The organism is Mesorhizobium sp. WSM3879 (assembly GCF_002294915.1).
Taxonomy (GTDB): domain Bacteria; phylum Pseudomonadota; class Alphaproteobacteria; order Rhizobiales; family Rhizobiaceae; genus Mesorhizobium.
The window spans coordinates 16592-29756 of record NZ_NSFZ01000021.1; the positions used below are offsets into that span (position 1 = coordinate 16592).

A 13165-nucleotide genomic window follows, 5' to 3' on the forward strand; every position below is an offset into this window, starting at 1 on the left:
GTCTCCGAAAGAGAATCAGGAAAGGCAAACGGAAGCGACAAGCAGCACGGCGATCTCGCCGAGCTGCTGCAGCGCGCCGATCGTGTCGCCGGTCTGGCCGCCGATCTGGCTGAGGCAGAGCGCACGAAAGGCGGCAAACACCAGGCCAAGCAGGACGACCGCGGCAATTGCGCCGCCGAGGCCGAGCGCCAACAGCGCCACGGCTCCGAGCGCGGCGCCAACGACGGCGGTTTCGGCAGTGACCGAGCCCGCGTCGGCCGACAGCCCATCGGGGCGCGCCGGCGGCAGAAGATGCATGAAGGCGCCGAACAGGCCGCGCGAGGCGGCGTGCGCTGCCAGCAGCGCCAGGAAGATGTGGCCAGGGCCGGCCAGTTCCGAAAGCGCGCTCCAGCGGATGAGCAGCGAGATGCCGAGCGCCACGGCGCCATAGGCGCCGATGCGGCTGTCGCGCATGATCTCCAGCTTCTTCTCGCGCGTCCTGCCGCCGCCGAATCCATCGGCGATATCGGAGAGCCCGTCCTCGTGCAGGCAGCCGGTGACAAGCATCGTCGCTGCAAGCGCGAGCGCCGCAGCCGGACCGGCGGCAAGGCCGAGGGCGCCAACGATGGCGTAGACAAGCGCGCCGATGACGGCGACGGCGAGACCGGCAAAGGGTGCCGCCCAGATCGCTTCGGCAAGGCTGCGGCCGCCGAAATCGCTCGACGGCAGCCTCAGCCGTGTCAAGAAGACAAGGCTGAGGCCTATGTCGTCGAGCAATCGCCGAGGCTCTGAAAGGCCGCCGCTCATGCGCCCCTCGCAATAGCATGGAAGAAAGTGCCGCTGACATGGCCGCGCCGGTAACCCGACGCGCCCAGCGGATTGCCCTGGCCGTCGGCGAGGTCCGCCAGCGGCTCGTCATTGCCTGTGGCGGTCATCTGCGCATAGTGGAACTCATGGCCGCGGATGAGCATGCCTTCGCTGCCAAGCGGACACCCGGCGCGCAGCTGCGCCTCGCGATAGCCGAGGTTCATCCTGCGCCTGGCGAAGCTGGTCGAATGGCCAAGCAGGCCAAGCATTTTATGGCTCTCGCCGTCCGCATCCTCCAGCGCCTCGCCCAGCACCATGAAGCCGCCGCACTCGCCATGCACTGGCTTGGTCGCGGCGAAACGCGCCATTCCCGCACGGAAGTTGCCAGCGGCCGCAAGCTTGCCGGCATGCAGTTCTGGATAACCGCCTGGCAGCCAGCAGACATCGCAATCTTGGCTCGGCGCTTCGTCGGCAAGCGGTGAGAAGGGCACGATCTCGGCGCCAGCGTTTCGCCAGTATGAGGCGACGTGCGGGTAGAGGAAGGTGAAGGCGGCGTCCTCGGCCAGCGCAATGCGCTGGCCTGGCGGCTGCAATGCCTCGCCGAAGTCGCCGGCCGCAGGTTCAAGAGGAGACGCCAGCGCGAGAATGGCGTCGATATCGAGCGACTTCTCGACCATATCGGCCAGCCGGTCGAGATGCGCCATGAGGTTCTCGTGCTCCCCTGCCTGGACGAGGCCGAGATGCCGCTCCGGCAGATTGAGCGTCGGATCGCGCATGATGGCGCCGACCACCGGCAGGCCGATCGCCTCGATCGCGTCGCCCGCCAGTCGGCGATGGCGCTCGCTGCCGAGGCGGTTGAGCACGACGCCGGCCATGCGCACATCCGGATCGTAGGTGGCAAAGCCCTTGGCGACGGCGGCGGCCGTGGTCGACTGGCCGGAAACGTCGAGCACCAGAAGCACCGGCAGGCCATAGAGCCGGGCGAGATCGGCGGCCGAACCCGAACGGCCTTCCGGCGCGGGAATGCCGTCGAAAAGGCCCATCGCGCTTTCGAGAATGACGTACTCGGCACCACACGCTGCCTGGTTCGCCAGCGCGTTGAGCAGGGAAGGCGGCATCGCCCAGCTGTCGAGATTGACGCCGGAGAGGCCGGTGGCGGCGGTATGGAAGCCGGGATCGATGTAATCCGGTCCGGACTTCGCGCCCCGCACCTTCAGCCCGCGCCGGGCAAGCGCGCGCAACAGGCCTATGGTGACGCTGGTCTTGCCCGAGCCGGAGCGCGGCGCGCCGATGATGATCGCGCGCGCCGTCATGACCCGCCCGCCAGTGCCGCGCGCATGGCGACGATACCGCCGACGACAATCAGCGCCGGGGAGGCGAGCCCGGCGGCAGCGGCCTCCTCGGCGATTGTGGCGAGCGTGGCGACAACGATGCGCTCCTGCGGCGTGGTCGCTGCGACGATCACGGCGGCAGGCGTCGACGGCGCGAGGCCACCGCTGAGCAGCTTTGCCGCTATCACCGGCAGATTGGCCATGCCCATATAGATGACGACCGGCTGGCCGGTGCGCGCGATTGCGGCCCAGTCGATGTCGTCATCGGTGCCGGCGGCATGGCCCGTGGCAAGGATGACCGCCTTGTTGATGCCGCGCATGGTGGCAGGGATGGCGGTGGCGGCCAATGCGCTGAGACCGGAGGTGAGGCCGGAGAGCACCCGAAATGGTATGTTTTCCCGTGCCAGCGACAACGCCTCTTCGCCGCCGCGGCCGAAAATATAGGGATCGCCGCCCTTGAGCCGCACGACGCGGCGGCCCTCGCGCGCCAGCCGCACGAGCAGGGCGTTGATGTCGTCCTGCTTCATCGAGGGCTGGCCGCCGCGTTTACCGGCGTAGAAGAGCTCCGCGCCTGCAGCAACCGCGACGACGTCGGGCGAGACCAGCGCGTCATAGACCAGCGCATCGCATTGCCCGAGTGCCGCCAGCACTTCTAGCGTTAGGCAGCCGGGATCGCCGGGGCCGGCGCCGGCCAGCCAGACATGGCCGGGCTCCAGCGCGCGCGGCTTGAAGTTCAGCCGCGCCAGCGCCTGCTCCACCGTTGCCCGTCCGTTTCTGTTGGTGCTGGCGTTCACAATCCGTCCCGTCCGCGAAAACGCCGCTGGTAGTGGGCGTCGTAAAGTGAGCTCTCGCCGAAATCCTGCGCGGCCAATGCGCTGCCGACGAAGATGATCGCCGTGCGCTCCATCGGATTTTGCGCAAGCTGCGCCTCGATCGTGCCCAGCGTGCCGGTCAGAATGCGCTCGTCCGGCCAGGAAGCGCGGAAGACGACCGCCACTGGGCATTCTGCGCCGTAGAGCGGCGTGAGTTCGGCAACGATGCGGTCGATGGCATGGATGGCGAGATGGATGGCTAGAGTTGCGCCGGTGCGGCCGAAGCCGGCAAGCGTCTCGCCGGGCGGCATTTTCGAGGCGCGGCCAGACACGCGGGTCAGCACGAGGCTCTGCGCGAGCTCGGGAATGGTAAGCTCGCGCCGAAGCGCCGCCGCTGCCGCCGCGAAGGAAGGCACGCCCGGCGTCATCGTGTAGGGGATATCGCGCTTCTCGAGCCGCCGGATCTGCTCGGCCACTGCGCTCCACACCGAAAGGTCGCCAGAATGCAGGCGCGCGACGTCCTGGCCGGCTTTGTGGGCGGCAAGATATTCGGCCTCGATCTCGTCGAGCGACATCGGCGCGGTGTCGATCAGCCTGGTTCCGGGCGCGCAGTGTTCGAGCAGTTCCGGCGAAACGATCGAGCCGGCATAGAGGCAGACCGGGCAGGACGCCAGCAGGCGGCTGCCGCGCAAGGTGATGAGGTCGGCAGCACCAGGGCCGGCGCCGATGAAATGGACGGTCATTTTCGGCCTCCACCAAGGGCGATGGCGCAGGTAACAGGACCAAGTACCGTGCGCGGCCCAAGCAGTTTCGCCTCTTTGCCGGCCGCGGCCAGGGCCGACGCTTCCGAAACCGACGGCGTGCCGGCATGAGCCCGCGACCATTCGGATTGGCTGATCGTGCCGGACGAGACGGTTTGCAAGGCGTCGTCGGAGACGACGAGCACGGGCAGGTCGAGGTCGCGACCGGCAAGAAAGATCGCTTGCTCGTCGCGTTTCATTTCGCCCGTTGCCAGCGCTGAAAGCGCGGTTACTGCCAACCCATGCGCTTCGAGCGCGGTCTCGATCGCGGCCCGCACGTCGCGCGCCGTCACACCCTTCCGGCAGCCGATACCCGCGACCATCATGGCTTTACCCAGCTCCATTGCATGACCGGCATGGCCGGACGCCAGGCCTGCATGGATCCTACCGGCGCCGCACGCGAGAGGGCAATGCGCAGAAGGTCGCCGCCGCGCCTGGTATGCTGGTCAAGCAGCAGCGCCTCCATTTCCAGCGTCACAGCATTGGCGATCAACCGGCCGCCGGCGCGCAGCGACTTGATCGCTGTCTCCAGCACGCCGGCATCGCTGCCGCCGCCGCCGATGAAGATGGCGTCTGGTGTCGCCAGTGTTGCCAGCGCTTTCGGCGCCGAGCCTTCGATGACGACGAGACCGGGCACGCCGCAATGCGCGGCGTTGCGATGGATGCGGGCGGCGCGCTCGCTGTCGGCTTCGATGGCAATCGCCCGCATCGAAGGGTGAGCCCGCATCCATTCGATGCCGATCGAGCCGGAGCCGGCACCGATGTCCCAGAGCAGTTCACCGCGCCGCGGCGCCAGCGCCGACAGCGTCATGGCGCGGATCTCGCGCTTGGTGATCTGGCCGTCATGCTCGAACAGATGATCGGCAAGGCCGACGGTCAAAGGCAGGATGCGCGCATCCGGAGTCGATTCTATTTCGAGCGCCAGCACGTTGAGCGGATTGATGTTCTTGAGATCGAAGGCGTCGGCTCGGACAGCGCGGCGCGTTTCGTCCTGGCCGCCAAGCGCTTCGAGAACCGTCAACCGCGACGGACCGAAGCCGAGTTCGTCGAGCAGCGCGGCGATGGCGGCCGGCGCGTCGCTGTCGGATGTGAGCGCAAGGATACGTGCGCCGGGGTGGAGCAGGGGGCGGAGGAGGTCGATCGGGTGGCCATGCAACGAGATGGTCTCGACATCCTGCAGCGCCCAGCCGAGGCGGGAGGCGGCCAGCGACAGCGATGACGGCGCCGGCAGGACGAGCATCTCATCCGGTTTCACTTTGCGCGCCAGCGTGACGCCGACGCCGTGGAAGAACGGGTCGCCGGAAGCCAGCACGCAGACGCTTCTGCCTTCGAGCGCCAGCACGTCATGCATCTCGGCATCGAACGGCGTCGGCCACGGTCGCGCCCTGCCCTTGACCAAGTCTGAGACGAGCGCGAGGTGCCGCTTGCCGCCAAAGATGACTTCGGCCTCGGCGATCCTGCGCTTGGCCTCGTCGCCCAGACCCGCTACACCGTCCTCGCCGATGCCGACGATGGTCAGCCATCTTGCGACCGGCTTGGCAGCGCGCGAACCCTCAGCAGGCATGATGACCCACCGTATTCTGATTCTCGGCGGAACCACGGAGGCCCGGCAGCTGGCGGGCAAGCTGGCTCGCCGGAAGGATTTCTCGATCACGCTGTCGCTCGCCGGCCGCACCGAAAGCCCCATGGCGCAAGGCGTGCCCATGCGTACCGGCGGCTTTGGCGGCGTGCAGGGATTGGCCGCCTATCTCCACCGGGAACAGGTCGATCTGGTGATCGACGCCACGCATCCTTATGCGGCCCGTATCTCGGCCAATGCCGCTGAGGCGGCCAGGCAAACCAGCGTGCCGATCGTTGCGCTGCGGCGTGCCGGCTGGGAGCCTGTCGCGGGTGATCGCTGGACGCTGGTGGAGAGCGTCGCTGAAGCGGCCAAGGCGCTTGGCACGGCACCGCGACGAGTCTTGCTGGCGATCGGCCGGCAGGAAGCCGGCGCGTTCGAGACCGCTCCGCAGCATCGCTATCTCATTCGCAGCGTCGACCCGATCGAGCCGAAGCTGGCTGTGCCTGACGTAGTTTACCTTCTGGCGCGCGGGCCGTTTCCCGAAGCGGACGAGCGCGCGCTGCTTGAAAAATACGCCATCGATACCGTCGTTTCGAAGAACAGCGGCGGCGAGGCGACCTACGGCAAGATCGCCGCGGCGCGCGCGCTCGGCATCGAAGTGATCATGGTGCGCAGGCCGCCGCTGCCTGACATTGCGTCGGCCGAGACCGTCGATCAGCTGGCTGCGATGGTCGATCATTTTCTCGACCCAGTTGCCGAACGCGGCGTGTAGACCAGCGCGGGCTTGTCGCCGCGCTTGATGATGCGGGTCTCGGGCGAGCCGATGATGACGCAGGTCGACATGTCGGCCTTTGCCGCATCGGCGTCGGCGAGCAGAAACACCTCGATGCGCTCATCGGGCCGGCCGGCGGCGCGGCCGAAGATCACCGGGGTGGTGCCCGGCAGAATGGCCTTCAGGCATTCGAAGGCGCGGCCGAGCTGCCAGGGGCGCGCCTTGCTGATCGGATTGTAGAGCGCAATGACGAAGCCGGCGCCAGCCGCCGCCAGCAGACGCAGCTCGATCAGCTCCCAGGGTTTTAGATTGTCGGAGAGCGAGATGGCGCAGAAATCATGGCCGAGCGGCGCGCCGATGCGGGCGGCGACCGCGAGCATGGCGGTGACGCCGGGGACGACCGCGAGCTCGATCGACCTCCATTCTGGCGGGCCGGCTTCGATCGCCTCGCAGACGGCGGCCGCCATGGCGAATACGCCGGGATCGCCGCCGGACACGACAGCGACGCTGTGACCTTCGGCTGCCTTGGCCAGCGCCTCGTTCGAGCGGGCTAGCTCTTCGCGATTGTCGGAGCCGATGCGGGTCTGATCCTGTCGCAGCTCGAGCCGGTCGAGATAGGGCTTGTAGCCATAGAAGAAGGAAGCCTCCGTCACGGCGCGGATCGCCTCCGGCGTGACCTGATCGGCATTGCCGGGACCGAGGCCGATCACGGTGAGGCGGCCGCTCATGGCTTTGCTCCGGGAGCTCCGGGACGCGCCGACCAGCCGGCGACCAGCACGATGGCGAAATAGGGCGCCTTGTCGTCTTGCTTTTCCGCGAGCCGCATCGACACGCTGCCCGGCATGGTGCCGCGCTCGACATAGACGGCCTTCGCCAGCTTGCCGGTCGCTTCCAGCGCGCGGCGGATCTTCGGCAGGTTGCGGCCGACCTTCATGATGACGGCGGCGTCGGTATCGGCCAGCCGTCGCGTCAGCTCGAACTCGCTCATCGTGCCGGGAAGCACGGTCAGCACATCGTCGCCCTGGACGATCGGCAGGCCGGTCGCCGACCAACAGCCGGACATGGCGGTGATACCGGGAATGACTTCGGTCGGGAATCGGTGCGAGAGGCGCACGTGCAGATGCATGTAGGAGCCGTAGAAAAGCGGATCGCCCTCCGACAGCACGGCCACTATCTTGCCGGCGCCGAGATGCCCGGCGACCTGTTCGGCGGACTGCTCGTAGAAATCGGTGATCTGCGAGCGATAGTCGTCGTGATCCTTGTCGATCTCGGTCGTCACCGGGTAGAGCAGGGGCAGCTCGACCATATCCGGGCGAAAGCGCGCCTCGACGATGGCGCGCGCGTTGCTGTTGTTGCCGCGCTTGGCGAAATAGGCGACGACATTCGCTTCAGCCAATGCCCGCGCGGCCTTCAGCGTCAACAGCTCCGGATCGCCGGGACCGGTGCCGACGCCGACGAGCCGGCCTTTGGGGAAAGCGTTCACAGGCCTGGCCTCGCCAATGCGTTGAGTGCAGCGGCGGTCATGGCGCTGCCGCCCAGCCTGCCGCGCACGATGGCGTAAGGCACACCGTAGGAATTCTCGGCCAGAGCATCCTTGGATTCGGCAGCACCGACGAAACCAACCGGCATGCCGATGATGGCGGCCGGCTTCGGCGCGCCGTCGCGCAATTTTTCGAGCAGATAGAAGAGCGCGGTCGGTGCGTTGCCGATGGCGACCATCGAACCTGCCATGCGCTCGCTCCAAAGGTCGATAGCGGCGGCCGAGCGCGTGTTGCCGATTTCCTTGGCGATATCGACGGTGCGCGGGTCGCGCAGCGTGCAGATCACCTCGTTTCCGGCCGGCAGGCGGGCACGGGTGATGCCGTGGGCGACCATCTCGGCATCGCAGAAGATAGGCGCCCCGGCGGCAAGGGCGGCACGGGCCGCTTCAACGAAACCGCTGGAGAACACGAACTGGCTGGCTGCCTCGACCTGGCCGCAGGCGTGGATCATGCGGATCGCGACATCGGCCTCTGTCTCGGAAAAGCGCGACAAGTCCGCCTCGGCGCGGATGATGGCGAAAGAGCGCTCGTAGATCGCCATCCCGTCATGGATATAGTCGTAGGCGGCCATTCTTCAGTTCCGTCGATAGAGTTCGGCGATCTCAGTCGCGCCGAGCCTTGTGAGGCAAGCGGCGGCAGTCTCGCCGGGATGCCGTGCGTTTCGGATCGCCGCCGCAATGCCGGCGACCCCGCGCGCGGCGTCATAGCCCGGCCTGTATCCGGCAGGAAGGGCCTTTGCCGTCCCGTCCACGACAAGTCCGGCTCCGTTTTCGTCGCCGACCAGGGTGAGGCCCGCTGGGCCGGGATGGGCGCAGCCCTTGGCGCAGCCGGAAATGTGGAGGGTGAGGGAGGCATCGAAGAGATCGGGGCTTTCCGTTGCGATTTCTTCGGCGATGGCGCGGGTGGCGATGCGGCCGGAGGCGCAGGCGGGCGCTCCGGGGCAGGCGGCAATGCGGGTGCGCGGATCGGTGGGGGCGGTGATGAAGCCGAGGGCGGACGCGGAGGCTTGGAGGGGAGGGCAGGCGGATGCGGTGAGGCCGAGGAAAAGCAGGGTGCGGCCTGGGGCCAGGCGGATTTCGGTCGAGTCCAGATCTGAGGCCCGGGCGGCGAGGTCGATGAGGTTCTGGGCCGGCATGCTTCCGAAGGGCAGGCCGATGCCGAGGGCTTGACCTTCGCGTAGGTCAAAGAGGCCGATCGGTGAGCGATGGCGCTCTAAGGCGCCCCCCTCTGTCCTGCCGGACATGTCCGGCAGGACAGAGGGGGGCGCGAAGGAATGCCAGCCTGCGAGAGAAGCCAATTGCCGCTCCGACAAATCCCGTGTGTGCGCCTCGCGACCTTTCTCGGCGACCATCCTGAGCGCTGCGAGGGCGATGTCGCGTGCGGCATCCGCATCGACTGTCGCGAGCGGTCTTGCATCGTGCGCGTCGCCCGCAACGGACATGCCCCATTTCACGCCAGCAGCAGTGTGCACTGCCTTCAACCGCACATCAGCTGTCACTGCGTCCAACGTCAACTGCCCGCCGCCGTCGACGACCACGGACACCTTCGGCCCCAACCGTCGAGTCAGCCCGGCCTCTTCAACCGCCGCCCTGATCCGTTCCGCCAGCGGGCGCGGATCTGCAATCTCCTGGGGGTCGATACCCGCGAGCGGCCCGGTCTCCACCGGCACGCCCGTCCGCACCGCAATGCCCAGCGCATCCACTTCCGCCGCCAGCAGCCCAGCGCTGTATGCGGTCAGGCCGCGGATCTGCAGGCTACCGCGAGCGGTCACTTCCATGATGCCGTTGCCGTGGCGCAAGGCGGATTCGCAGAGACCGATCAGCGACTTGGGCGCAAGCCCTCCAGCAACCGGATTGAGCCGCACCAGCAGGCCGTCGCCGGTCTGCATCGGTGCGGACAAAGCAGGGCAGGCGCCGCGGCGCGAGAAGGCGTTCATGCCGCCACCCCGCTTGCCTGCGCCTCGGCGATCAAGGCCGTGAGATCGTCGTCGATGGAATTCCTGAGCGGATGCCAGAGACCGCGCCGTCGCGCAGCCAGGAATCGCTCAGCGATGACCTTCGCGGCGGCGGGATTTTCGCGCAGCAAGAAGGCTCGGACTTCCGCGTCGCCGATATAGGCGTCGTGCACCGCCTCGATCAGCGCGCCCGATATGGCATGCGTGGTCTCGGCGAAGCCGACCAGGCGGTCGACCGTCTCGGCGAATTCCGAGGCGCCGCGGGGGCCGTGGCGCATCTGCCCGGCAATGAAGCGCGGATTGACGGCGCGGGCCCGCACCACGCGTGACACGGCTTCGCCGACCGATCGCGGCCTCGGCTTCTTAGGGTCAGTCGTGTCGAGCACGATGACATCGGCATTCCTGCCAAGTGCGGCAAGTGCGGCCGAAAACCCGCCGATGAAGGCGACATCGGCCGAACCTTCGAGGATGTCGCGGCCCGGGTCGTCGCCGGTGTGGACAAGCAGGTCCGCGTCGGCGATGCGGCCCTCGAAGACGCCGGGCGCGGAGATGGCCTCACCGTCGGCGCCGCCATAGGCATGCGAGGTTGCTTCGAGATAGGCGCGGCCGATCTCTTCGCGCGCGCTCCATTCGCCGCGCGACAGCAATTCCTCTACCCCGGCGCCGTAAGTGCCGGGCGAGGTGCCGAAAATGCGCGGACCGATTTTGCCTTGGGCACGGGCCGCGGCGGCAAGCGGATTTTCCGAATCGTCCTCGTCGCGACCGGCGACGGCGCTGGCAGCGGCGTCGATCAGCCCGATCTGGGTCGGGAACATATCGCGAAACAGGCCGGAGATGCGCCAGGTGACGTCGACGCGCGGGCGGCCGAGGGCGGCCGGCGGCATCACCTCGATGCCGGTGACGCGGCCCGTTGCGGCATCCCATTGCGGCCGGCAGCCCATCAGCGCCAGGCCTTGCGCGATCTCCTCGCCGCCGGTGCGCAACGAGGCGGAGCCCCAGAGGTCGATGACCAACGAGCGCGGCCAGTCGCCATGGCTCTGCATGTAGCTGCGCACGACTTCTTCCGCCGCCGCCTGCCCGAGATCATAGGCCGTCGACGTCGGCATGGTGCGCGGATCTGAGGTGAAAAGGTTGCGGCCGGTGGGCAGGACATCGGAACGACCGCGCGCCGGCGCGCCTGCCGGTCCGGCCTTGATGTGACGGCCGTCGAGCGCAGCGAGCAGGGCGTTTTTTTCGGTCTCGACGCTTTGGCGGCGCAGCGGATCGGCTTCGTCATCGGGCGCGCGGCCATAGACATGCAGCCCGTCCTTGACGGCAAAATCCTTGAGGTCGCACAGCCACGCGTCGATGCGGCGCAGCGCCTCGTCCGGCGCATCGGTTCCGGCAACTCCGGCTTCAGAAGCAAGGCCTGTCTTCTGCGCCGTTTCGACGATCAGCCTTGCAAGTCGGTCACGGCGGCGGCGGTCGAGCCCGTCGGCTTGTGCGTATTCGTCGACCAGCCGCTCAAGCCTCTGTTGCGCCTCGTCGAGCCCGGCGCCGGTCAGCGGCGGCGGCAGGTGACCGAGCGTGACGGCCGAGATGCGGCGCTTGGCCTGCGCCGCCTCGCCGGGATTGGAGACGATGAAAGGATAAATGACGGGCAGAGAGCCGGTGACGATCTCAGGGAAGCAGTTGTCGGAGAGCGCGACCGTCTTGCCGGGAAGCCATTCGAGCGTGCCATGCGCGCCGACATGGACGATGGCGTGGACGCCGAGCGACTTTTGCAACCACAGGCCGAAGGCGATCAGCTCGTGGCGCGGGGGAAGGGTCGGGTCATGGTAGTCAGCGCGGCGGTCTGCGGAGCGACCACGGTGGGGGGCCAGCGCCACGGTGACGTTGCCGAAGGCGGCGGCGCGGAAGGGGAAGCGGGTTTCGGGGCTTGTCTGCAAAGGTAGGCGTTCTGTCGCGCCCCCCTCTGTCCTGCCGGACATCTCCCCCACTAGGGGGGAGATTGAGCTTGCGTGGTGGCTTTCGCCAATCCCCCACGGTGCAGGAAAAGAGCCGGCAGCAGAACTGCCAATCTCCCCCCAGGTGGGGGAGATGTCCGGCAGGACAGAGGGGGGCGCATTGACGTGAGCTTCGTTGTTGGCTTTGCCCCATGCCGCCTCAACTACGTCGCGTGCTGCTTCGGGAAGCTCCGACGAGAGGTTTCGATAATCGCGCAGGGTCAACCCTTGACCGCCAAGCTCCAGTGCCTCCAGCAATCCGCGCGGCGATTGCGGAATCCTGTCAACCGTATAGCCCTGTTCCTTCAGGTCATGCAGCATGGCGAGCACGCTCGACGGCACATCCAGGCCGACAGCATAGCCGGTGCGTCCGGGCGCGCTTGGATAATCCGGAATCAGGATCGCCAGCTTGCGTTCCGCCCGCTCGGTCTGCTGCAGGCGAATGATCGCCGCGACGCGAGCGGCGACCTGCGCGACGCGATCCGCCTCAGGACGGTTGGCGAAGGCGCGGAAGGCCAACGCCGGATCGGTGTCAATCTCGCCCTTGAAGGAGATCGCGCCGGCGAGGATACGGCCATCGAGCTCGGGCAGCACGACATGCATGGCAAGGTCGGCGGGCGCCAGGCCGCGCTGGTTTTTCTCCCAGACTTCGCGCCGCGTCGTGGCGACGATGACCTGGAACACCGGCACGCCGGCACGGTCGAAGAGCGTTTCGGCACCAGGCTCGGCACCGGAAGCGAAGGCGGTTGCAGTGACGATGGCGGACGGGTTCAACGAGGTGATGGCGGTTTCGACGAAAGCCAGCGATACCGGGTCCTTGAGGCTCGAAACGAAGATCGGCACGGGCATGATGCCCTGCGACCGCAACGCCTCCGTCAGGGCATCGATTGGGGCGACGTCGGCGGCGAGCAGCATCGAACGGTAGAAGAGGATGGGGATGACGGGGGCACCGACGCTGTCGATGTTGAGCTCTGTCACACCCCCCTCTGTCCGGCAGGACAGAGGGGGGTGTGAAGGACCGCCGACATCGATGATCTCAGGCTCCTCTACAACCCCCAATCCAGCCTGGTAATACCCCGCCTTCGGCACGCTCACCGGCTCGGCCACGGCCGTATCCGACCCGGCGAGCCTTGCCAGTCTTTGCACCAGCGCGCTCATGTTCGCTGGGCCGCCTTCGCGGAAATAGCCGAGCAGGGCGTCGAGTTCGGCGCGCGGCAGGGTCGAGCCTTCGATCAGCCGCAGATCCTCGTCGTGGCTTTCGCCCGGCAGCAGCGCCAGTTTGATATTTCGCTCGCGCGCAACCGCTGCGAGCTGGTCGCAGCCGTAGCGCCACCAGTCGTAGCCGCCGAGAATGCGGACCAGGACGACCCTGGCATGGCGCGCGACACTTCCGATCCAGAGATCGACCGACATCGGATGGCGGAGATCGCGAAGTGCTGCCAGCCGCATCGACGGCAGCCGAGCGGCGTCGGCCTTCCAGGCAGCGGCGAGGCCGGCGAGATCGCTGTCGGTGAAGGACAGGGCCACGACATCCGCAGGCGTCTGCCTGAGGTCGATCGGCTCGGCGAGATCGTCGAGCGAGGCGGATGTCGTGGTGAGGATGTGCATCGCGGTTCGGTCTTG

Annotated in this window: 12 protein-coding genes; 1 reads left to right on the top strand and 11 read right to left on the bottom strand. The window is 67.6% G+C overall.

What is annotated here, in order from left to right:
- Positions 1–15: 15 nt before the first annotated feature.
- From cobS to cbiE, 6 genes are read right to left on the bottom strand one after another with little or no spacing between them, the layout of a single operon-like run.
- Entirely contained in the window at positions 16–786 is a 771-nt protein-coding gene (gene cobS, locus CK218_RS28965) for an adenosylcobinamide-GDP ribazoletransferase (RefSeq protein ID WP_095829688.1), read from the bottom strand.
- A complete protein-coding gene (locus CK218_RS28970; RefSeq protein WP_095780857.1) occupies positions 783–2099 on the bottom strand; it encodes a cobyrinate a,c-diamide synthase in 1317 nt (438 codons plus the stop codon). Before CK218_RS28970 ends, cobS begins: the two co-directional genes overlap by 4 nt.
- Positions 2096–2911, bottom strand: coding sequence for a uroporphyrinogen-III C-methyltransferase (gene cobA / locus CK218_RS28975; RefSeq protein ID WP_179294633.1), 816 nt, complete (start codon positions 2909–2911; stop codon positions 2096–2098). The genes CK218_RS28970 and cobA overlap by 4 nt, the downstream gene beginning before the upstream one ends.
- Positions 2908–3672 carry a precorrin-4 C(11)-methyltransferase gene (cobM, locus tag CK218_RS28980; RefSeq protein ID WP_095829689.1) on the bottom strand — a complete coding sequence of 255 codons (765 nt, stop codon included), beginning with the start codon at positions 3670–3672 and terminating at the stop codon, positions 2908–2910. The genes cobA and cobM overlap by 4 nt, the downstream gene beginning before the upstream one ends.
- Complete coding sequence (locus CK218_RS28985; protein WP_095780855.1) at positions 3669–4055, bottom strand: cobalamin biosynthesis protein; 387 nt, start codon at positions 4053–4055, stop codon at positions 3669–3671. Before CK218_RS28985 ends, cobM begins: the two co-directional genes overlap by 4 nt.
- A complete protein-coding gene (gene cbiE, locus CK218_RS28990; protein WP_095829690.1) occupies positions 4052–5293 on the bottom strand; it encodes a precorrin-6y C5,15-methyltransferase (decarboxylating) subunit CbiE in 1242 nt (413 codons plus the stop codon). Before cbiE ends, CK218_RS28985 begins: the two co-directional genes overlap by 4 nt.
- Position 5294: 1 nt before the next feature.
- Here cbiE and CK218_RS28995 point away from each other — a divergent pair, with 1 nt between their 5' ends.
- A complete protein-coding gene (locus tag CK218_RS28995) occupies positions 5295–6062 on the top strand; it encodes a cobalt-precorrin-6A reductase (RefSeq protein WP_095829711.1) in 768 nt (255 codons plus the stop codon).
- Here CK218_RS28995 and CK218_RS29000 read toward each other — a convergent pair.
- The 5 genes from CK218_RS29000 to cobN are packed head-to-tail and all read right to left on the bottom strand — an operon-like array spanning position 6026 to position 13150.
- Positions 6026–6790, bottom strand: coding sequence for a precorrin-3B C(17)-methyltransferase (locus CK218_RS29000; RefSeq protein WP_095829691.1), 765 nt, complete (start codon positions 6788–6790; stop codon positions 6026–6028). The two genes, CK218_RS28995 and CK218_RS29000, sit on opposite strands and share 37 nt — an antisense overlap.
- Positions 6787–7545, bottom strand: coding sequence for a precorrin-2 C(20)-methyltransferase (locus CK218_RS29005; protein ID WP_095829692.1), 759 nt, complete (start codon positions 7543–7545; stop codon positions 6787–6789). Before CK218_RS29005 ends, CK218_RS29000 begins: the two co-directional genes overlap by 4 nt.
- On the bottom strand, positions 7542–8174 hold the full coding sequence (locus tag CK218_RS29010; protein ID WP_095829693.1) for a precorrin-8X methylmutase: 633 nt from the start codon (positions 8172–8174) through the stop codon (positions 7542–7544). Before CK218_RS29010 ends, CK218_RS29005 begins: the two co-directional genes overlap by 4 nt.
- A gap of 3 nt (positions 8175–8177) precedes the next feature.
- Complete coding sequence (gene cobG, locus CK218_RS29015; protein ID WP_095779766.1) at positions 8178–9539, bottom strand: precorrin-3B synthase; 1362 nt, start codon at positions 9537–9539, stop codon at positions 8178–8180.
- Entirely contained in the window at positions 9536–13150 is a 3615-nt protein-coding gene (gene cobN, locus CK218_RS29020; protein WP_095829694.1) for a cobaltochelatase subunit CobN, read from the bottom strand. Before cobN ends, cobG begins: the two co-directional genes overlap by 4 nt.
- Between the last annotated feature and the right edge of the window lie 15 nt (positions 13151–13165).

Coding starts and splice junctions, on each gene's coding strand:
- cobS (WP_095829688.1), bottom strand. CDS start 786: ATGAGCGGCGGCCTTTCAGAGCCTCGGCGATTGCTCGACGACATAGGC.
- CK218_RS28970 (WP_095780857.1), bottom strand. CDS start 2,099: ATGACGGCGCGCGCGATCATCATCGGCGCGCCGCGCTCCGGCTCGGGC.
- cobM (WP_095829689.1), bottom strand. CDS start 3,672: ATGACCGTCCATTTCATCGGCGCCGGCCCTGGTGCTGCCGACCTCATC.
- CK218_RS28985 (WP_095780855.1), bottom strand. CDS start 4,055: ATGATGGTCGCGGGTATCGGCTGCCGGAAGGGTGTGACGGCGCGCGAC.
- cbiE (WP_095829690.1), bottom strand. CDS start 5,293: ATGCCTGCTGAGGGTTCGCGCGCTGCCAAGCCGGTCGCAAGATGGCTG.
- CK218_RS28995 (WP_095829711.1), top strand. CDS start 5,295: ATGACCCACCGTATTCTGATTCTCGGCGGAACCACGGAGGCCCGGCAG.
- CK218_RS29000 (WP_095829691.1), bottom strand. CDS start 6,790: ATGAGCGGCCGCCTCACCGTGATCGGCCTCGGTCCCGGCAATGCCGAT.
- CK218_RS29010 (WP_095829693.1), bottom strand. CDS start 8,174: ATGGCCGCCTACGACTATATCCATGACGGGATGGCGATCTACGAGCGC.
- cobG (WP_095779766.1), bottom strand. CDS start 9,539: ATGAACGCCTTCTCGCGCCGCGGCGCCTGCCCTGCTTTGTCCGCACCG.
- cobN (WP_095829694.1), bottom strand. CDS start 13,150: ATGCACATCCTCACCACGACATCCGCCTCGCTCGACGATCTCGCCGAG.